The sequence below is a fragment of the Nocardia africana NBRC 100379 genome (assembly GCF_001612635.1).
Classification (GTDB): domain Bacteria; phylum Actinomycetota; class Actinomycetes; order Mycobacteriales; family Mycobacteriaceae; genus Nocardia; species Nocardia africana.
Genome location: NZ_BDAV01000003.1, coordinates 55,427 through 74,165 on the forward strand (window position 1 = coordinate 55,427; position 18,739 = coordinate 74,165).

Consider the following 18,739-nt stretch of genomic DNA (forward strand, 5'->3'; position numbering starts at 1 on the left):
CTCCTATCTCGGTACGCGGGGCAGGCGCAGGCCCATCTGCGCGATCAGTTCGCGCATGACCTCGTTGACGCCGCCGCCGAAGGTCACGACCAGGTTCTGCTTGGTGCGTTTGTCCAGCCAGGTCAGCAGTTCCGCGGTGGCCGGATCGGCCAGGTCGCCGAAGCGCCCCACGATCTCCTCCGCCAGCCGGCCCGCCTCCTGCAGTGCCTCGGTGGAGTACACCTTGGTCGCCGAGGCATCGGCGATCACATCCCGCTGATCGGCATCCGGGCGCTCCATATTCGAGGCGACCTGCCAGTTCAGCAGCTCGTTGACCCGCACCATGGCATGCAGGCGGCCCAGTGCGCGCCGCACGTCGGCCTCCCCCAGCACGCCCTGGCGCTGCGACCAATCGCGCACCCGCTCGTAGAGCTGCTCGATCTTGCCGGACGGGCCCAGGCTGACCCGCTCGTGGTTGAGCTGCGTGGTGATGAGCTTCCAGCCGCCGTTCTCCTCCCCGACCAGCATGTCCGCCGGCACGCGGACATTGTCGAAGTAGGTGGCGTTGGTGTGGTGCGCGCCATCGGCGGTGATGATCGGCGTCCACGAGTAGCCGGGATCGGTGGTGTCCACGATCAGGATCGAGATGCCCTTGTGACGGGACTCGACCGAACCCGTGCGCACCGCCAGCCAGACGAAATCGGCCTCGTGTGCGCCGGTGGTGAACACCTTCTGCCCGTTGACGATCCAGTCACCGTTCGCGTCGCGCACCGCCGAGGTCCGCAGCGCGGCCAGGTCGGTACCGGCGTCCGGCTCGGAATATCCGATGGCGAAATGAATGTCGCCGGTGAGGATTCCGGGCAGGAACTTACGCTTCTGCTCCTCGGTACCGAACGACTGCAGCGCCGGGCCGACGGTCAGCAGCGTCACCAGCGGCACCGGCACATCGGCGCGGACCGCCTCGTTGTAGAAAATCTGCTGTTCCAGCGGGCCGAAGCCCTGGCCGCCGTACTCCTTCGGCCAGCCCACGCCCAGCCGGCCGTCGCGGCCCATCCGCCTGACCACCGCGCGGTAGGCGTCGCCGTGGCGGTTCACCGCCATCTCGGCCTCCTCCTCGGGAGTGACGAGATCGGCGAAGTAGGCGCGTAATTCGTCGCGCAGCTTGTGCTGTTCAGCGGTCAGATCGATGTACATCTGGCTCCCAACCGGTCCAGCCGGAACGACGCACCGCCGAGCCAGCGGGCGATGTCCTTGGCTTGTGAGTAGTAGCGGTGCAGCGGGTGAGTCACATCGACGCCGATGCCGCCGTGCAGGTGATGGCACCGCTGCATGGCCGCCGGCAGCTCGGAGGCCACACAGAACGCCAGCACGTCCAGATCGTCGTCGACACGTTCCAGGTGCTTGTCACCACTGTAGTTCTCGCCGCCGAAGGTTTGCGCCAGCGACCAGTTCGCGGATGTCGCGGCCACCTGCAGGGTGCGTGAGACCACGTACACGTCCGCGATTTCCTGTGCGACGGCCTGGAATTCGGCCAGCGGGCGACCGAACTGCTGCCGGGTCCGCAGGTGTTCCGAGGTCAGCGCCAGCACACCTCTGAGCAGGCCGTCGGCGACCGCGCCGAGGGTGGCCAGCGCGATGCGGTGCAGATCCTCGAGCGGAATGTCCAGCAGTTGTGCCGCCGGAATCACCGTGTCCTCGAAGGAGACCGAGAATTCCGGCGCGCCGGTGGAACTCGGGCTCTCGATTCGGGCGATGCCGTGCGCATCACCGTCGACGACCGCGATACCGCGATCGGTCGGCACCAGGATCCACTGTGCCTGTTCCGCGTACGGCACCGCGATCTTGCGGCCCGTGATCCGCACCGAATCGCCGTCGGCCACCGCCTTCGTCTGTGGTTCGGCAACGAAGAGGGCGCCCGGTTCGTGCAGTGCCGCGGTCAGGATCGCGCCCTCGGCCACGGCGGGAAAAACCTTGGCCGCCAAGTTGTCTCCGACATGGCCGACCAGCGGCAGTACGCCGAACCCGAGGGTCGACAGCGCCGGCACCGCCACCGCGTCGGTCGCGAGTTCGGTCAGCAGGGTCGAGACCTCGAGAAGTCCCATCCCGTCGCCGCCGTGCTGTTCCGGCAGCGGCAGCGCCAGCAGCCCGCTGTCGACCAGCGCGGGCCACAACGCGAGATCACGCGCGCTCTCGTGTTCGAGCAGGCTCACGACGACTTCGGCGACCGCGTCCTGACTCTCGTCTCTGGTGAAGTCCAATTCTTTGCTCCCTGTCGGATATGGGCTGCTCTGCTGCCCGGCCCTGCGATATCAGCCCTTCGATTCGCGCGGCAGCCCGAGAATCCGCTCACCGGCGACGGTCAGCAGGATCTGTTCGGTGCCGCCGGCGATCGACAGACAGCGAGTGAGCAGGAATTCCTTCACCACATCGGTATCCAGCGCACCGGCCGTGCCGGCCAGCTCGGCCGCGAATTCGGCCACCGCCTGCCGGTGCCGGACGCCGACCAGTTTGCGGACGCTGCTCTCCGCCGCGGGATCCCCGCCGGACAGCAATTTCGCGGCCGCACGCGCCTCCAGCAATGTGCCGGCGACCGATTCGGCGATCAGTGCGCCGAGGCGATCGGCGACCACCTCCGCACCCGGGCCGGCGGTGGGAGCGGCCTTGATCAGCGCTTCGAGCTCGTCGCCGATGCCCTTGCCGCCCATGGCCACTCGTTCCGCCGAGAGCGTGGAACGGGCGATCCGCCAGCCGTTGCCGAGCTCTCCCACCAGGCAGTCGTCGGGGACGAACACGTCGTCGAGGAAGACCTCGTTGAAGCGCGCCTCCCCGGTGATCTCGACCAGTGGCCGGATCTCGATTCCAGCACTCTTCATGTCGACCAGGAAGTAGCTGATGCCCTTGTGCTTCGGCGCGGCGGAATCGGTGCGTGCCAAGCAGATTCCCCAGGTGGCACGGTCGGCCAGCGAGGTCCAGACCTTCTGGCCGCGCAGCTTCCAGCCACCCTCGACCCGTTCGGCGACGGTGCGCAGCGCCGCCAGATCCGAGCCCGCGCCCGGCTCCGAGAACAGCTGGCACCAGATGACCTCACCGGTCAGCGTCGGCAGCGCGTAGCGCTCGATCTGCTCGGGCGTACCCCACTGCAGCAGGGTCGGAATCGCCCAATTGGCGATCGCCAGATCCGGCAGGACGATTCCGGCCTTGCGGATCTGGTCCTCGATGAGACTCCGCTGGATCGGGTCGGCATCGCGGCCGTAGGGAGCCGGCCAGTGGCAGGCCAGGAGTCCGGCCTCGGCCAGTGCGGTCCGCTGCTCACCGGCGGGCAGCGCGGCGATACGGGCCAGGTCGGCGGCCAGCACGGTCCCCTCGGCCGGGTCCAGACCCGCTGCCTCCCACGCCGATCCGCCGTCGGCGTCGCCGAGGTCGACCGACACGGTGCGCCGCACGCCGGCATGTGTCAGTTTCGCCACCTCGGCCCGCCAGTGCGCCGACCCGCCCAGCAGCGCCCGCAGCGCGGTCGCGCGCCGCAGATACAGGTGCGCGTCGTGCTCCCAGGTGAAGCCGATACCGCCCAGCACCTGAATACAGTCCTTGGCGTTCTCCACCGCGGCGTCCAACGCGATCGTCATCGCGACAGCGGCGGCCAATCGCAATTCCCGGCCACCGTCAGCGGAGTCGGCAGGAGCCGCGGCGGTCGCCGGATCTGCCGCTGCCGCGGCGGTCGCCAGATCTGCCGCTGCCGCGGCGTCCGCCGCCACGGCGCGAGTCTGTTCGGTGCGGCACAGCATCCAGGCGCAGATGTGCTTGATCGCCTGGAATTCGCCGATCTTGCGTCCGAACTGCTCCCGGACCTTGGCGTAGTCGACCGCCGTCTCCAGGCACCAGCCCGCGATTCCCGCGGCCTCGGCCGCGATCAGCGCGGCCACGAGATCGCCCACCGCGTAGGGCGGTTCGAAGATGTGGTCGGCGGACACCGCGACGCCCGCACATGACACGCGGGCCAGCGGGGTGCTCGGGTCCAGAGGTGCGAGCGGCTCGACCGTCACACCCGATGTGCCCGCCGGCAGCAGGCACCACAGCTCGCGGTCGCCGGAGCGTACCGGCAGCAACAGGGCGGTCCGCTCGTCGGCGCCGAGCACGGTCTCCCAGGTGCCGGTCACCTCCAGGGCGTCGGTTGCGTTGTGCGACAGCACAACAGGCTCGCCCAAGGCGATACCGCAGGGCGTATCCTCGTCGAGGGTGTCGCCGGCAACGAGGCCGGCCAGCGCGGTAGCCGTCACCGGTCCGCCCACGAGATCATGCGCCGCCTGCTCGATCAGCACGGCCAGATCGCTCACGCAGCCGCCCGCGCCGCCGGCCTCCTCGGGAACCGCGACGCGGAAGACGCCGAGGCCCACCAGGCCCGGCCAGTATTCACGCCAGTACCCGGGCGCGCCACTGCGCATTGTTGCAATCGGGTGCACCGCTGCGGCCCATCCGCGCATCGACTCCTGGACGGCTTTATGCTCGTCAGTGGTGGCGATGGTCACACTCCATACCGCCTTTCCGGCGTGACTCCCACACCTAGAACATGTTCTAATGTGACGGTCGGGCGTAAGTCAAGGGGCGTCCGTCGCCGCCGCTGAACTACGCTCGTCGGCCACCGGAACCGACGTGCGTGCAGGAAAGGACTTTCACGAATGGCCAGTCCCTCCCGAGAGCAGGCAGCCGACTCGGGTGCGCAGAACGGAGCCCGCAATCGCGCGACGGTCAGCACCCTCAGCGAGGACGAGCTGAGTTCGGCGGCCCAGCGCGAGCGGCGCAAACGGATTCTCGACGCCACCCTCGCGCTCGCCTCCAAGGGCGGTTACGACGCGGTGCAGATGCGCGCGGTCGCCGAACGCGCCGATGTCGCGGTCGGCACGCTGTATCGGTATTTCCCCTCGAAGGTGCATCTGCTGGTCTCGGCGCTGGCCCGGGAGTTCGAGCAGTTCGACAGCAAACGCAAGCCGCTGGCCGGGCAGACCCCGCAGGAACGCATGCACGTGATGCTGACCCAGGTCACCCGCGCCATGCAGCGCGATCCGCTGCTCACCGAGGCGATGACGCGAGCGTTCATGTTCGCCGACGCCTCCGCGGCCGCCGAGGTCGACCGGGTCGGCAAGGTGATGGACCGCTTCTTCGCGCGGGCGGTGAACGAGGGCGAGCCCACCGAGCGGGATCTGGCCATCGCCCGCGTGATCAGCGACGTGTGGTTGTCGAATCTGGTGGCGTGGCTCACCCGGCGCGCCTCGGCGACCGATGTGGCCGAGCGCCTCGACCTGACCGTCGATCTGTTGCTGGGCGAAAAGTCCTGAGCGCGCGGCGGGGAGCGGATTGCCGGACAATGTAGGTCCGGCGTTCGAAACCTGCCTGGCGAGCTCGTGTAAACAGCACGTATCACTGCGCCAACACGCGGGCAAACCTGACCCAGTAAAGTTTCTCGCGCCCTGAAAAATCTCCTCCGATCACTAGGTTGGATGCGTGAGCGCACAGGATCTGCCACACGAACTTCGCCGTGCCTTGTCGGCCGTAGCCCGCGTGCCGCGGCTATTGGTCGCTTCGGACTACGACGGGACAATCGCGCCCATAGTCTCCGATCCGGCAAAGGCCTACCCCCATCGGGAATCGGTCAGCGCATTGCGTGCGCTCGCCGGCCTGACGACCACGACCGCGGCCGTCATCTCCGGCCGCGCGCTGCGAGATCTCGCGGCGCTTTCCCGGCTTCCCGTCGAGGTGCAGTTGATCGGAAGCCACGGCTCGGAGTTCGATGTCGGCTTCGTGCACGCCATCGACAACGACGCCAAGCAGTTGCTGACCGAGGTGCGCCACGCCCTGGCGGCCATCGCCGACGACAATCCCGGCGTCACCGTCGAGGCCAAGCCGGCCAGTATCGCGCTGCATGTGCGCAACGCCACTCCCGAGGTGGGCCGCCGCGCGCTGCAGCAGGCCCGGCAGGGCCCGGCGAGCTGGGTCGGCATCCAGGTCACCGAGGGCAAGGCGGTCATCGAACTGGCCGTCATCCAGACCGACAAGGGCGCGGCTCTCGACATCATCCGCCATCAGGAGGGCGCCTCGGCCGCGGTCTTCTTCGGTGACGACGTCACCGACGAGAAGGCCTTCGCGCGGCTGTCGGGTCCGGATATCGGCATCAAGGTGGGCGACGGCGACAGCCTCGCCGAGTACCGGGTGCCCAGTACCGAGGAGGTCGCCAAGGCTCTGGCGTTCCTGCTCGAGGAGCGCCGCACCTGGCTGGCGGGTGCGTCGGCGCCGCGCATCGAGCGGCTGACCATGCTGGCCTCGCCGCGCTCCAAGGCGCTGCTCACCCCGGACGGGACCGTCAGCTGGTTCTGCCATCCCGAACCGGATTCGGCGGCGGTCTTCGCCCATCTGCTGGGCGGCCCGGCGGCCGGGCATTTCACCATCGCCCCCGAGCGCCAGAGCCTGCCGCTGTCCCAGCGCTACGTCGACGGCACCATGACCGTCGAAACCCGTTGGTCCAGTTTGAAAATCGTCGACTATCTGCCGCACGACGTCGCGCTGGAGCGCACCGATCTGACCCGCGTCATCACCGGTGACGCGCGTGCGGTGGTCACCTTCGCGCCCCGCCCGGAGTTCGGGCAGGTACCGGTAACGCTGGTCCGCGAGCCGGCCGGCCTGCGCGTGCACGGCACCAACGATCCGATCGTGCTGCGCTCTCCCGGCGTGCAGTGGGAGATCTCCGAAGAGGGCATCCACCACGTCGCCCGCGCGGTGGTCGACCCCTCGCAGGGGCCGATCGTACTCGAAATGCGCTGCGGCACATCCGATCTCGCACCGGCGATGGTCAGCGAGGCGGACCGGCGCAACGAGGCCGAGCGGTACTGGCGCGACTGGGCCGCGGATCTGAAACTGCCGCCGCTGAAGCCCGATCTGATGAAGCGTTCGGCGCTGACCCTGCGCGGGCTGGTGCACGCTCCGTCGGGGTCGATTCTGGCCGCGGCCACCACCTCGCTGCCCGAGGACATCGGCGGCGTCCGCAACTGGGACTACCGCTACTGCTGGCTGCGCGACGCCTCGCTCACCGCGCACGCGCTGGTCACCCTGGGCTCGCTGTCGGAGGCCGAGGATTTCCTGGCCTGGACCCACCGCGTGCTCGAGACGCTGGCCGGACCGGAACGCCTGCACCCGCTGTACACGCTCTACGGCGAGACACTGCCCCCGGAGGCGGTGCTCGATCAGCTGCCCGGATACGCGGGCTCGCGGCCGGTCCGCGTGGGCAACGCGGCGAATATGCAGGTCCAGCTGGATGTTTTCGGTCCGATCGTGGATCTGATCGCGGCCCTGGCCGAGGCCCGGGAGGGCAAGGGCATTCTCGACCCGGCCAAGGCGCTGCCGGACCGCGACTGGGAACTGGTCCAGGCCATGGTCTCGGCGGTGCAGCGGCGCTGGCGCGAACCGGACCACGGCATCTGGGAGATCCGCGGCAACCCCCGTCACCACGTGTATTCGAAGGTGATGGGCTGGCTGACCGTCGACCGGGCGCTGAAGCTGGCCGAGCGCTTCGACCGCGGCATCGACCCGGTGTGGGTCGAACTGCGCGAGACCATCGCCGACGAGGTCAAGGCCAAGGGCTGGAACGAGCAGGTGCAGTCCTACACGGCCGCCTACGACGGCACCGATCTGGACGCCGCGACCCTGCACATCGGCCTCAGCGGACTGATCGATCCCTCGGATCCGCGCTTCGCGGCCACGGTCGTCGCGACCGAGGCCGAATTGCGCAGCGGTTCGACGGTCTACCGCTATCACCACGACGACGGCCTGCCCGGCGGCGAGGGCGGCTTCCACCTGTGTGCCGCCTGGCTGGTGGAGGCCTACCTGCTGATCGGCAAGCGCGAGGACGCCGAGGCGCTGTTCGCCCAGCTGGTGGATGTCGCCGGCCCGACCGGACTGCTCAGCGAGGAGTACGACCCGGTCGCCGAACGCTCCCTGGGCAACCATCCGCAGGCCTACAGCCATCTCGGTTTGTTGCGCTGCGCTCAGCTGCTGAGCCAGCCGGTCGCGGCCGCCATGGTGCAGTAGCCGCAGCTCGCCGGATTCCCGTCCCAGGGCCCGCGGTCGCTCGGATCGAGCGGTCGCGGGCCCTGTTCGTGGTGCGGTTCACATCCCGGCCGGTCCGATCGATGGGGCCCGGGCCCGCCACATACGCTACATTTAAATGGAAATCGTTTCCGTTAAGAGCTCGTGTGCAGGAGTACCCGCGTGATCAGAAGTTTCGCCACTCGTATTGCTGTCGTCACGCTGGGGATCACCACCGCGGTCACGCTGGCCGCCTGCTCGGGATCGTCCTCGGAGTCGGGGAAGCCGACAATCGTCGCCTCCACCGACGTCTGGGGCAGCGTCGCGGCGGCGGTCGGGGGTCCGGACGTCGAGGTGAAGTCGATCATCGACAACCCGGCCATGGACCCGCACTCCTACGAGACCAGCCCCGCCGACGCCGCCGCGATCCGCGATGCCGCGCTGGTCGTCTACAACGGCGGCCACTACGACGAGTTCGCCGAGAAGGCGGCCGCGGGGCGCGGCAAGCCCAGCATCTCCGCCTTCGACCTGCGCTCGGCGCCGAGCGACGAGAACGAACACGTCTGGTACGACATGAAGACCGTCGACGCCGTGGCCGGCCGGATCGCCGACGAACTCGGCCGCATCGACCCCGAGCACAAGCAGGCCTTCACCGATCGCGCCACCGGATTCCGCGCCCAGCTGGCCGGCATCTCCGCGATCACCGCGAAAGCCGCCGCCGCCCACCCGAAGACGCCCGTGCTGCAGACCGAACCGCTCGCGCACTATCTGCTGCTGGCCGCCGACACCGACGACCGCACCCCGCACGCCTTCGAGGAGGCGGTCGAACAGGGCACCGATCCGTCCCCGGCCGATCTGGCGACGGTGCGAGACCTGTTGACCGGCAAGCAGGTTCGCGCACTGGTCTACAACATCCAGACCGAGGACAAGACCACGAAGGATGTCGCCGCGACGGCGAAGTCCGCGGGTGTGCCGATCCTCGAGGTCACCGAAACCCTCCCGGCGAACACCGATTTCGTGAAGTGGCAGACCGACAACGCGACGGCGCTGGCCGCCGCGCTCGGCTGAGGGAGGTCGTGATGGCCGGACGCACCCGAATCGAGGCGCCGCAGCACACCGGCGGCGGAGCCGAACCATCAGCGGGTGACGGCCGCCCCCAGGCGGACGACGAGCACCGGTCCCGGTCGACCGCCGACGGCTCGTCGCGAGACGCCGGCCACGTCACGTCCGCGGCTGCGAACAGTGCGGCCCGCCCCGGCTCTACCCGTTTCGACGATGCGCAGTGCGCGTTCTGCGAGGAGACCGACGGTGCGGCGACCGTCACGACGACCTCGGCCCCGGACACGGCGATGCCCACGGCCGGGGCGGCGGGGCCCGCGCGCATCGCCGCCCCCGCGGTCTCCCTCCGGGGTGCGAGTCTGACGTTCGGGCCGCGCACGCTCTGGCAGGGCCTCGATCTCGATGTCGCGCCCGGCGAATTCGTCGCGGTGCTGGGACCCAACGGATCCGGTAAGACCTCGCTGCTGCGGATGCTGCTGGGACAGCTCGCGCCGAGCGCGGGGACGGTCGAGGTGAGCGGGGGGCCCGCCCGGCTGGGCAATCCGCGTATCGGCTATGTGCCGCAACAGAAGACGATCGATGCCGGCGTGCAACTGCGCGGCGTCGATCTGGTCGGGCTGGGTGTGGACGGACATCGCTGGGGCCTGGGCTGGCGCGGCCGGGGCGAACGCCGGCGCCGGGTCGCCGACGCCCTCGCGCAGGTCGGTGCGCAGCATTTCGCGAACGCGCCGCTGGAATCGCTGTCGGGCGGGGAACAGCAGCGGCTGCGGGTGGCGCAGGCGCTGGCCGGTGATCCGCGCGTGCTGCTGTGCGACGAACCGCTGCTGAGCCTCGATCTGGCCAATCAACGTCTGGTGTCCGAGCTCATCGATCGCCGCCGCCGCACCCACGACACCGCGGTGCTGTTCGTGACGCACGAGATCAATCCGATTCTGCCGCTGGTGGATCGGGTGCTGTATCTCGTGGAGGGCAAGTTCCGGATCGGCACCCCGGACGAGGTGATGACGTCGGAGGTGCTGTCGGAGCTCTACGGCACCGAGGTCGACGTGCTGCGGGTCCGCGGCCGGCTGGTGGTCGTCGGCACCGGTGACGAAATCGACGCACTGGGCACCCACCACACCGAGGGAGCCGGCGAATGAACGAGAAACTCTCCGACGTCTTCACCAAGATGCTGGATCTGCACACCACCGCCGATCTGCTGTCCTACGACTTCGTTCAGCAGGCGGTGCTCGCGGCCGCCCTGCTGGGATTGCTCGCCGGGGTGATCGGCCCGCTCATCGTGAACCGCCAGATGTCGTTCGCCGTCCACGGCACCAGCGAACTGTCGCTGACCGGTGCCGCGGCCGCGCTGCTGGTCGGCATCGGCGTGGGCGCCGGGGCGATCGCTGGTTCGGTGATCGCTGCGGTCATGTTCGGGCTATTGGGTTCCAAGGCCCGCGAACGTGATTCGGTGATCGCGGTGGTGATGTCGTTCGGGCTCGGCCTGTCGGTGCTGTTCCTCTGGCTGGGGCCGAGTCGCGCCGGATCGAAGTTCTCCCTGCTCACCGGACAGGTGGTCAGCGTCGGTGGCACCGGTCTCACCTCGCTCGCGCTCTGCACCGTCGGCGTGCTGGCGGTGCTCGCGTTCGTCTATCGCCCTTTGCTTTTCGCCAGCACCGATCCGGAAGTCGCGGTGGCGCGCGGGGTTCCGGTGCGCGTGCTCTCGGTGGTGTTCGCGGTGCTGCTCGGCGTGACCGCCGCCTTCGGCGTGCAGATCGTCGGCGCTCTACTGGTGCTGTCGCTGCTGATCACCCCCGCCGCGGCCGCCGCCCAGCTCACCGCGAGCCCGCTGCGGGCGACGGTGTTGTCGGTGCTGTTCGCCGAAATCGCCGCGGTGGGCGGAATTCTGCTGTCCCTGGCGCCCGGCGTGCCGGTCTCGACCTTCATCACGACCATCTCGTTCGTGATCTACCTGGCCTGCCGGTTCATCGGCCGCCCGATCCTGCACGCCCGCCGTCGCACGACACTGCGGACGCCGGCCACCGCCGCGTCCGAGATGGCCGGTGCGCCGGATCCGGCTCCGCAGATCGACGCCTCGAACGATCCGGATTCGCTGCGCGGCCGAGCGGAGGACGTGCAGCTGCCGATTCGCGGGTGAGATCCAGTGGGCGGGCGGATTCCGCCCGCGTGCTCAGTTCGCGCCGCTCTCACCGGCCAGCGCGAACAACCCGTCGCTGGTCTGCTCGATCAAGCCGTCGACGAGCAGGGAATCCAGCGCCCGGTCGCGCTGGCCCGGATCGCGAGTCCAGGCCAGGTCGAGAGCCACGCGTTCGACCGGTCCGGTGGCCCCGCGCAGCACATCGAGGAGGCGGCCGCGCGCCTGGCGATCCGTGCCGTCGTACTTCTGGGTGCGGCGCACCACATCCGAGGCCGGACGTCCCGATGTGACCCAGGTGCAGCGCGGCAGCGGGCAGCGATCGCAGTCGGGATTGCGCGCGGTGCAGACGGTGGCTCCCAGTTCCATCAGCGCCGCGGAGAAGACCGCCGCCCGGTCGGTCCGGACCGGCAGCAGCGCCTCGGTCTCGGCCAGATCGCGGGTGCGCGGATTGCCGGCCTCGGCGCGGCCGTGCACCGCTCGGGCAACCACACGGCGAACATTGGTGTCCACCACCGGAACTCGCTGCCCGTAGGCGAAACAGGCCACCGCCCGGGCGGTGTAGGCCCCGATACCGGGCAGGGTGAGCAGCACCTCGACATCGTCGGGCACCACGTCGCCGTATTCGGCGGCGAGCACCCGGGCGCATTCGTGCAATCGCAGGGCCCGCCGCGGATAGCCGAGTTTGCCCCACGCGCGCAGCACCTCGCCGGGTGCGGCGGCCGCCATGGCCGAGGGCACCGGCCAGCGCCGCACCCATTCCCGCCAGATCGGCTCCACCCGGACCACGGGCGTCTGCTGCAGCATGATCTCGCTCATCAGGATCTGCCAGGCGCTCACTCCGGGCCGCCGCCAGGGCAGGTCCCGGGCGGACTGCTCGTACCAGTCGATCAGAACGTCGCTGTCCACGCCCGCGACCGCGTCGCGCGTGGTCTCCGCGACCGGGTCGCGCGTGGTGCCGGCCGCCGCCTTCGCGCTCACGACATCACCGCCGTGCCCGCCCGCCGGTGATCCGAAATTTGCCCACGTGTAGCCAATCGGACTCGCCGGTAGCCCGCAAGCTGTGGAAAATGGGACGCATGCCTCATACCAACCCGATCAGTGCCTGGAAGTCTCTCCGCGAGGGTAACGACAGGTTCGTCAACGGCACACTGCAGCACCCCAGCCAGGGCGCCGCCGACCGCGCCAAACTCGTCGGCGGCCAGCAGCCCCGGGCCATTCTGTTCGGGTGCGGCGACTCCCGGGTCGCCGCCGAGATCATCTTCGACCAGGGCCTCGGCGATATGTTCGTCGTCCGCACCGCCGGCCACGTCGTCGACGAGTCGGTGCTGGGCTCGATCGAATACGGCGTCGAAATCCTCAACGTGCCGCTGATCGTGGTCCTCGGGCACGACAGTTGCGGCGCGGTCCGCGCGACCATCGACGCGCTCGACGACGGCAACGTGCCCGGCGGATTCATCCGCAGCGTGGTCGAGCGCGTGACGCCGTCCATCCTCACCGGCCGCCGCGACGGACTCGCCGAGGTCGACGAACTCGAGGCCCGCCACGTGCAGGAGACCGCGCGCTTGCTCACCGATCGCTCGAAGATCGTGTCCGATCGGGTCGCGAGCGGGCAGTGCGCCATCGCCTGTGTGAACTACAAGCTTGCCGACGGCCGCGCGCTGCTGCACAAGGTGATCGGCGATATCGGCGAAACGGTCTGAACCACAACGGTTCTCACACGGTGATCGCCGGGTGACGGCGCCGTCGCGGAAGGCGGCGCGAAAATGTACCCGGCGTCACCGCCATTTCGGCGCCGACACGCCGCGTACCTGAGCGGAACGGCACGATCGTGCCCTTACCGTTGTTGCCGTGCTGGAACCGAATGGACCGCTGCCGCCGGAGATCTACTGGCGTCGACGCCTGCTCGCCATCGGCGCGCTGATCGTCGCGCTCGCTCTGGTCATCTGGCTGGCGCTGATGTTGCTGCGCGGCGGCGGAGACGACAAGGCCCCCAAGGCCGCGGCGGCGACCTCCACCTCCGCGAAGGCGGCTGGATCCACCACCGCCGATCCCAGCGGTTCGAAGGTTCCGGCCTCGGGCACCGTCAATTCCACGGCCGGCGGCGTCCCCGCCCCCTGTCCGGATCAGTCGCTGGCGGTGAAGGTGACCGCCGGCCAGCCGACCTACAAGGCCGGTGATCAGCCGGTGTTCACCATCGTGGTCACCAACATCTCCACCGCGGCCTGTAGCCGGGATATGGGTTCGGGCCTGCAGCAGGTGTGGGTGCAGTCGCTGGACGGCCAGCGCAAGCTGTGGACGAACACCGACTGCGATCAGGGCGGCCCGGCCGATCCGCGCACGCTCAACGGCGGCCAGCAGGCGGCCTTCACGCTCACCTGGTCGGGCACCACGTCGCAGCCGGGTTGTGCGGGTGATCGCGTTTCGGTACCGGCCGGCGGATACGCGGTGGTGGCGCAGTTCGGTTCCGTGCGCAGCACGCCGGAGACGTTCAACATCGCCTGACTCGGCGGGCTCGGAACCGGGAGCGCCCGCACCGGTTCAGGCCGTGCCGGACTCCGCCGATCGCACAGCACCGGATTCCGACAGCCGGGACAGGCCCTCGCGGATCTGCCGGGCCAGATGCGCGTCGATGCCGTCGACGCCCTCGATATCCGAGGCGCTCGCCGACACCAGTCCGGACAGCGAGCCGAATGCGGCGATCACGGGTTCGGCGCGGCGCAGCGGCACCCGCGGAATCTCGGCCAGCACCCGGTATCCGCGCGGGCCCACGGCGGTGTCGAGGGCCTCGAACGTCGCCGGAAAACCCAGGGGCGGAGCGAGATTGGTGAGCTCGAGCAGATCCACCTCGAGCAGGCCGTCGAGCGCTGCCAGGGTGCGGTCGACCATCGCGTCGTCGACCGGTTCGGTGCGGATGTAGTCACGGACCAGCAGGCGGCGCAGGGCCTCGGTGTTGCCGACGACTTCGGCCAGTTGCAGCGCCAGCTGCCGGCCGTCGACCCCGAGTTCGGCCACGTCGGAACTGATTTCGCGAGCGACCCGGCGGACCAGTTCCAGGCAGTGCACCACCGCCAGCACATCGCGCAGGGTGGCGCAGTCGTTCAACTCCACCACCGACAGCTGCCGGGTGGTCTCGTCCAGGCGCGAGCGGTAGCGCTCCAGCGTCGCCATCGCCTGATTGGCTCGCGAGAGGATGGTCTCCGAGGTCTGGATCGGATGCCGGTGCCCGTTGAGATAGACCGTGACGATGCCCGTCGAGCGGCTCACCGACACCACCGGATAACCGGTTTGCGCGGCGGTGCGCTCGGCCGCCTTGTGCCTGGTCCCGGATTCGGTGGTCGGCAGCCCCGGGTCGGGAACCAGGTGGACGTTGGCGCGGCGGATACGCGCGCCGTCGGTCGAGAGCACCACGGCGCCATCCATTTTCGACAGCTCACGCAGCCGGGTCGGCGAGAATTCGACGTCGAGTTCGAATCCGCCGTCGCAGATTCGCTCCAGTTCCTCGTCGTAACCGAGCACGATCAGCCCGCCGGTGCGGGCGCGCAGGATGCGGTCGATACCGTCGCGCAGTTCGGTGCCCGGCACCAGCCGGGCGATGGTGGTACTCAGACCGGGGTCACCGTCGGCCTCGATCGCTTCCGTCGGAACTCCATCCACCGGAGCCACCGCGTCCGCCGCCGGTACCCCGTCCACCGGAGCCACCGCATCCGCCGCCGGTACGTCCGCTGGAGTCACGAACCTGCGGCGCGGCGCGGGACGGCCGAGCAGGTGCGTCACCCAACGGCCCGGGATCATTCCACAGCCTCCACACGCTCGCGTCGTCGCTTCGACAAACCACTCGAGGCAAGTGCCGCACGAACACTCGCGACCTCGTGCACCTTCATTCCGATGCCGGACAGGTCGGTCCCGGGCGGTACCAACGCCTCCGTGAAACCTAGCCGCTCGGCCTCGCGCAATCTGCGCCCGACCCCCGTGACACGCCGGACCTCACCGGCGAGGCCGACCTCGCCCAGCACCACCATGCCCGCGCGCAGTGGGATATCGCGTTCGGCGCCGGTGATCGCGACCGCGACGGCCAGATCGGCGGCGGGTTCGGTCAGCCGCATCCCACCCACCGTGGCGGCGTAGACGTCGTGCTTGCCGAGATACACGCCGCAGCGGCTCTGCAGCACCGCGAGCACCATCGAGACGCGGTTGTAGTCCAGCCCGCTCACCGCGCGTCGCGGCGCGGGCACCTGGGTGGACACCGTCAGTCCCTGTACCTCGCCCAGCAGCGGCCGCTTACCGTCCATCGCGACCGTGATGGCGGTTCCCGGAACCTGATCGGCGCGGTGATGCAGGAACAGTCCGGACGGATCGCTCACCCCGGCGATGCCGTCGTCGTGCAGTTCGAAACAGCCCACCTCGTCGGCACTGCCGAAGCGGTTCTTGATGCCACGCACCATACGCAGGGTGGAATGCTTGTCGCCCTCGAACTGCAACACCACATCCACCAGGTGTTCCAGGGTGCGCGGCCCGGCGACATTGCCGTCCTTGGTGACGTGGCCGACCAGCAACACCGCGATACCGCTCGCCTTGGCCAGGGAGGTCAGGGCCGCGGTCACCGCGCGCACCTGGGTCACGCCGCCGATCACCCCGTCCGCGTCGGCGGCCAGCATGGTCTGCACCGAATCGACCACCAGCAGCGTCGGCCGGACCTGATCGACGTGGCCGAGAATCGTGGCGAGATCGGATTCCGCTGCGAGATAGACCCTTTCGTGCACCGCCCCGGTCCGGTCGGCGCGCAGCCGGACCTGCCCGGCGGATTCCTCGGCGGTGACGTAGAGCGCGCGCTCTTCGCGCTCGCGAGCCCAGCGGTGGGCGACCTCGAGCAGCAGCGTCGACTTGCCCACGCCCGGCTCACCCGAGAGCAGCACCACCGATCCGGGCACCACCCCGCCGCCGAGAACGCGATCCAATTCCGCGACACCGGTGGGCCGGGCGCGGGTGACCTTCGAGTCGATGGTCGAGATGGGCGCCGCGGCCGTCGAGGGCAGCAGTGCCCGGCGCCCGGCGGCATGCGCTCCCGCACCGGCGCCGGATGCCACCACCTCGTCGACGGTCCCCCACTCGTTGCACCCCGGGCAGCGCCCCACCCATTTGGCAACCTCGTTCCCGCATGCCGAGCAGCGGTACAGCGATTTCACCTTGGCCACGTGCGCAGCCTAGAGAGAGGGGCCGACATGGGCCGGCGTGCAGGGCGAGGTGCGCCCAGGCGCGGCTCAGTGGCCGCCGTGCTCGGCGACCGACGCGCCCTCGTGCCGCGGGGTGTTCGGGCCGGCGTCGACGGGCACCTGCACCTGCACGGTGCCGGCGTTCTTGAAGTTGAAGGTCACGCCGTAGGTCAGGCCCGGCACGATGTCCTTGGTCAGTCCGGTGATCTCGACCAGGATCGGATGCGCGTTCGGTTCGGCCGGCTGGTCGGGCGAACCGGCGCCCTCCTGGCGCGGCGAGGCGCTGTGCTCCGGCGTGGGGGTCGCGGCCGAGCTGGTGGGCTGCGCGGGGGCGGAGGTCGGCGTGGAGTTCTCGCCCGCCTGGGCCGCCTTGGCCGCTTCCGGACCGGCGGCGACGACGGTCTGGCCCGGGACCAGTTCCGGCGTGGCCGGGGTGATCTTCACCTGGCCGAGGTCGGTGGTGATGCTGACCAGCTGGTCGGTCTTGGACGAGCCCTCGTTGATCGCGCTGAACGCGACGACGGACTTGCCACCCTTGGCGTTGGTGTATTCCTCCGACTGCGGCAGCAGGATGCGCACGTCACGCAGCGCGACGTTGCCGACGGTGGCCGCGTTGCCGTTGACGGCGGGCACCTGGCTCGCGGTCTGCGAGATCTGGCCGGCACCGCATCCGGACAACGCCAGCGCCGCACCGGTGGCCAGCGCGGCAACAGCGATTGCGCGCCGCGACACCTTGGTCACATTCGACGCTGTGGTGGCTTTCAGGGCAGTCACGGGTTGTCCTCCATGTCGACCGGCTCACTCCACGATGGAGAGTAGTAGTAGGCAGCGTAGTAGTTGGCAGGGTGGTCGGTGTGGACCGGTCCGGTGTAATGTTCCGCGGCGACCCGCGAGCCGCGTATCCCCTTCTGGCGCAACAAGATGCACACGCTTCGCGATCTGTCAAGCCCCAAGGTCGGCCTGTTGTGGCCCCTGACCTGCGCCGTTGATCGCGGCGTTATCGAGTCGCATGTTAAACTGTGAACATCGAAAGGGGCACGGGACACATGATTTTTAAGGTCGGAGACACCGTCGTTTACCCCCACCACGGAGCGGCGCTGATCGAAGCAATCGAGACTCGCACCATCAAGGGTGTTCAGAAAGAGTATCTGGTCCTGAAGGTCGCCCAAGGCGATCTCACCGTTCGGGTTCCCGCAGAGAACGCGGAGTACGTCGGCGTCCGCGACGTCGTCGGCCAGGAAGGTCTCGACCGAGTCTTCCAGGTGCTACGCGCTCCGCACACGGAGGAGCCGACGAACTGGTCTCGGCGGTACAAGGCCAACCTCGAGAAGCTCGCCTCCGGCGATGTGAACAAGGTGGCCGAGGTCGTCCGCGACCTGTGGCGTCGGGAGCAGGACCGCGGCCTGTCCGCCGGCGAGAAGCGGATGCTGGCCAAGGCCCGGCAGATCCTGGTCGGTGAGCTCGCGCTCGCCGAGGGCACCGACGACGTCAAGGCCGAGACCCTGCTCGACGAGGTTCTCGCCGCGGCCTCCTGACCGCATCGCCTTGACGCTCAACTCCCGCCGCGTTGTGGCATTGGTACCTGCCGCCGGTCGGGGCGTTCGCCTGGGTGAATCGACACCCAAGGCATTCGTCCCGGTCGGCGGCAGTCCCATGCTCGTACACGCAGTAAACGGTCTGATCGCGTCCGGGGTCGTCGACCGCATCGTGATCATGGCGCCCATCGAGATGATCGATGCGGCCCGGGAACTGCTCGCCGCCCGTGCCCACGCGGCCAGCTCGATACCGGTCGATGTGGTGGCCGGCGGCGTAGAACGCACCGACTCGGTCCGCGCCGGTCTGGCCGCCGCCCCGGAAGCCACCCATATCCTCGTGCACGACGCGGCCCGCGCCCTGACGCCGCCGTCGCTGATCGCGCGGGTCGTGGACGCGCTGGACGCCGGTCACCGCGCCGTCGTCCCCGGCATTCCGGTGGCCGACACCATCAAGGCCGTCGACGCGACCGGCGACGTCACCGGTACGCCGGACCGTTCGGGGCTGCGGGCGATCCAGACTCCCCAGGGCTTCGACGCCGCACTGCTGCGCGAGGCGTACACGCTCGACCTGCCCGCCACCGACGATGCCGGCCTCGTGGAGGCGATGGGTGCGACCGTCTCGGTGGTCCCGGGCGACCCACTGGCCTTCAAAATCACCGGCCCGCTCGACTTGCGGCTGGCGAACGCGCTGGTAGCGGACATCGCGCCGGCCACGGCGACCGAGGCGGCGGTGAGCGGATGACCGA

17 protein-coding genes are annotated in these 18,739 nt (G+C 69.4%); 9 read left to right on the forward strand and 8 right to left on the reverse strand.

Features of this window, described 5'->3' with window-relative positions:
* Positions 1-3 precede the first annotated feature (3 nt).
* Genes NA3_RS03355 through NA3_RS03365 form a run of 3 tightly spaced genes read right to left on the reverse strand, consistent with a single transcriptional unit; the run spans position 4 to position 4,505 of the window.
* A complete protein-coding gene (locus NA3_RS03355; protein WP_062962101.1) occupies positions 4-1,173 on the reverse strand; it encodes an acyl-CoA dehydrogenase family protein in 1,170 nt (389 codons plus the stop codon).
* Positions 1,158-2,237, reverse strand: coding sequence for an acyl-CoA dehydrogenase family protein (locus NA3_RS03360; protein ID WP_062962102.1), 1,080 nt, complete (start codon positions 2,235-2,237; stop codon positions 1,158-1,160). Before NA3_RS03360 ends, NA3_RS03355 begins: the two co-directional genes overlap by 16 nt.
* Before the next feature lie 51 nt (positions 2,238-2,288).
* Positions 2,289-4,505: an acyl-CoA dehydrogenase family protein gene (locus NA3_RS03365; RefSeq protein ID WP_062962103.1), complete on the reverse strand. Its 2,217-nt coding sequence runs from the start codon at positions 4,503-4,505 to the stop codon at positions 2,289-2,291.
* A gap of 150 nt (positions 4,506-4,655) precedes the next feature.
* On the opposite strand from NA3_RS03365, the gene kstR reads away from it, so the two are divergent.
* The 5 genes from kstR to NA3_RS03390 all read left to right on the forward strand — a co-directional run bounded on the left by kstR (position 4,656) and on the right by NA3_RS03390 (position 11,248).
* The gene (gene kstR, locus NA3_RS03370) at positions 4,656-5,312 is read left to right on the forward strand and encodes a cholesterol catabolism transcriptional regulator KstR (protein ID WP_030517308.1); all 657 of its coding nucleotides are present in this window, start codon (positions 4,656-4,658) and stop codon (positions 5,310-5,312) included.
* 166 nt (positions 5,313-5,478) lie between these two features.
* Positions 5,479-8,055 carry a trehalose-phosphatase gene (otsB, locus tag NA3_RS03375; RefSeq protein ID WP_062962104.1) on the forward strand — a complete coding sequence of 859 codons (2,577 nt, stop codon included), beginning with the start codon at positions 5,479-5,481 and terminating at the stop codon, positions 8,053-8,055.
* A gap of 180 nt (positions 8,056-8,235) precedes the next feature.
* Positions 8,236-9,120: a metal ABC transporter solute-binding protein, Zn/Mn family gene (locus NA3_RS03380; protein ID WP_062962105.1), complete on the forward strand. Its 885-nt coding sequence runs from the start codon at positions 8,236-8,238 to the stop codon at positions 9,118-9,120.
* A gap of 281 nt (positions 9,121-9,401) precedes the next feature.
* Positions 9,402-10,250, forward strand: coding sequence for a metal ABC transporter ATP-binding protein (locus tag NA3_RS03385; protein ID WP_062962188.1), 849 nt, complete (start codon positions 9,402-9,404; stop codon positions 10,248-10,250).
* The gene (locus NA3_RS03390; protein WP_084490999.1) at positions 10,247-11,248 is read left to right on the forward strand and encodes a metal ABC transporter permease; all 1,002 of its coding nucleotides are present in this window, start codon (positions 10,247-10,249) and stop codon (positions 11,246-11,248) included. Before NA3_RS03385 ends, NA3_RS03390 begins: the two co-directional genes overlap by 4 nt.
* A gap of 33 nt (positions 11,249-11,281) precedes the next feature.
* Here the strand turns inward: NA3_RS03390 and NA3_RS03395 are convergent, their stop codons facing one another.
* Positions 11,282-12,154, reverse strand: a complete 873-nt coding sequence (locus NA3_RS03395) for an iron-sulfur binding domain-containing protein (RefSeq protein ID WP_128145684.1) — start codon at positions 12,152-12,154, stop codon at positions 11,282-11,284.
* Between the two features lie 170 nt (positions 12,155-12,324).
* Here NA3_RS03395 and NA3_RS03400 point away from each other — a divergent pair, with 170 nt between their 5' ends.
* The gene (locus NA3_RS03400) at positions 12,325-12,948 is read left to right on the forward strand and encodes a carbonic anhydrase (protein WP_039775799.1); all 624 of its coding nucleotides are present in this window, start codon (positions 12,325-12,327) and stop codon (positions 12,946-12,948) included.
* A 148-nt stretch (positions 12,949-13,096) separates the two neighbouring features.
* Positions 13,097-13,750, forward strand: coding sequence for a DUF4232 domain-containing protein (locus NA3_RS03405; protein WP_062962107.1), 654 nt, complete (start codon positions 13,097-13,099; stop codon positions 13,748-13,750).
* A 36-nt stretch (positions 13,751-13,786) separates the two neighbouring features.
* Here the strand turns inward: NA3_RS03405 and disA are convergent, their stop codons facing one another.
* The 4 genes from disA to NA3_RS36630 form a co-directional block, all read right to left on the reverse strand.
* Positions 13,787-15,040, reverse strand: a complete 1,254-nt coding sequence (gene disA, locus NA3_RS03410; RefSeq protein WP_084491002.1) for a DNA integrity scanning diadenylate cyclase DisA — start codon at positions 15,038-15,040, stop codon at positions 13,787-13,789.
* Positions 15,037-16,440, reverse strand: coding sequence for a DNA repair protein RadA (radA, locus tag NA3_RS03415; protein WP_062962108.1), 1,404 nt, complete (start codon positions 16,438-16,440; stop codon positions 15,037-15,039). The genes disA and radA overlap by 4 nt, the downstream gene beginning before the upstream one ends.
* Before the next feature lie 66 nt (positions 16,441-16,506).
* Positions 16,507-17,232, reverse strand: a complete 726-nt coding sequence (locus NA3_RS03420) for a copper chaperone PCu(A)C domain-containing protein (protein WP_062962109.1) — start codon at positions 17,230-17,232, stop codon at positions 16,507-16,509.
* Positions 17,229-17,378, reverse strand: coding sequence for a hypothetical protein (locus NA3_RS36630; RefSeq protein WP_157126523.1), 150 nt, complete (start codon positions 17,376-17,378; stop codon positions 17,229-17,231). Before NA3_RS36630 ends, NA3_RS03420 begins: the two co-directional genes overlap by 4 nt.
* Positions 17,379-17,504: 126 nt before the next feature.
* On the opposite strand from NA3_RS36630, the gene carD reads away from it, so the two are divergent.
* Entirely contained in the window at positions 17,505-17,993 is a 489-nt protein-coding gene (gene carD, locus NA3_RS03425; RefSeq protein ID WP_019931623.1) for an RNA polymerase-binding transcription factor CarD, read from the forward strand.
* 10 nt (positions 17,994-18,003) lie between these two features.
* Complete coding sequence (gene ispD, locus NA3_RS03430; RefSeq protein WP_084491006.1) at positions 18,004-18,735, forward strand: 2-C-methyl-D-erythritol 4-phosphate cytidylyltransferase; 732 nt, start codon at positions 18,004-18,006, stop codon at positions 18,733-18,735.
* Positions 18,736-18,739 lie beyond the last annotated feature (4 nt).

Bases quoted from the DNA above. Each gene is read 5' to 3' on its own strand.
- NA3_RS03390 (WP_084490999.1), top strand. From the start codon at position 10,247: ATGAACGAGAAACTCTCCGACGTCTTCACCAAGATGCTGGATCTGCAC.
- NA3_RS03355 (WP_062962101.1), bottom strand. From the start codon at position 1,173: ATGTACATCGATCTGACCGCTGAACAGCACAAGCTGCGCGACGAATTA.
- NA3_RS03400 (WP_039775799.1), top strand. From the start codon at position 12,325: ATGCCTCATACCAACCCGATCAGTGCCTGGAAGTCTCTCCGCGAGGGT.
- disA (WP_084491002.1), bottom strand. From the start codon at position 15,040: ATGATCCCGGGCCGTTGGGTGACGCACCTGCTCGGCCGTCCCGCGCCG.
- carD (WP_019931623.1), top strand. From the start codon at position 17,505: ATGATTTTTAAGGTCGGAGACACCGTCGTTTACCCCCACCACGGAGCG.
- NA3_RS03385 (WP_062962188.1), top strand. From the start codon at position 9,402: ATGCCCACGGCCGGGGCGGCGGGGCCCGCGCGCATCGCCGCCCCCGCG.
- kstR (WP_030517308.1), top strand. From the start codon at position 4,656: ATGGCCAGTCCCTCCCGAGAGCAGGCAGCCGACTCGGGTGCGCAGAAC.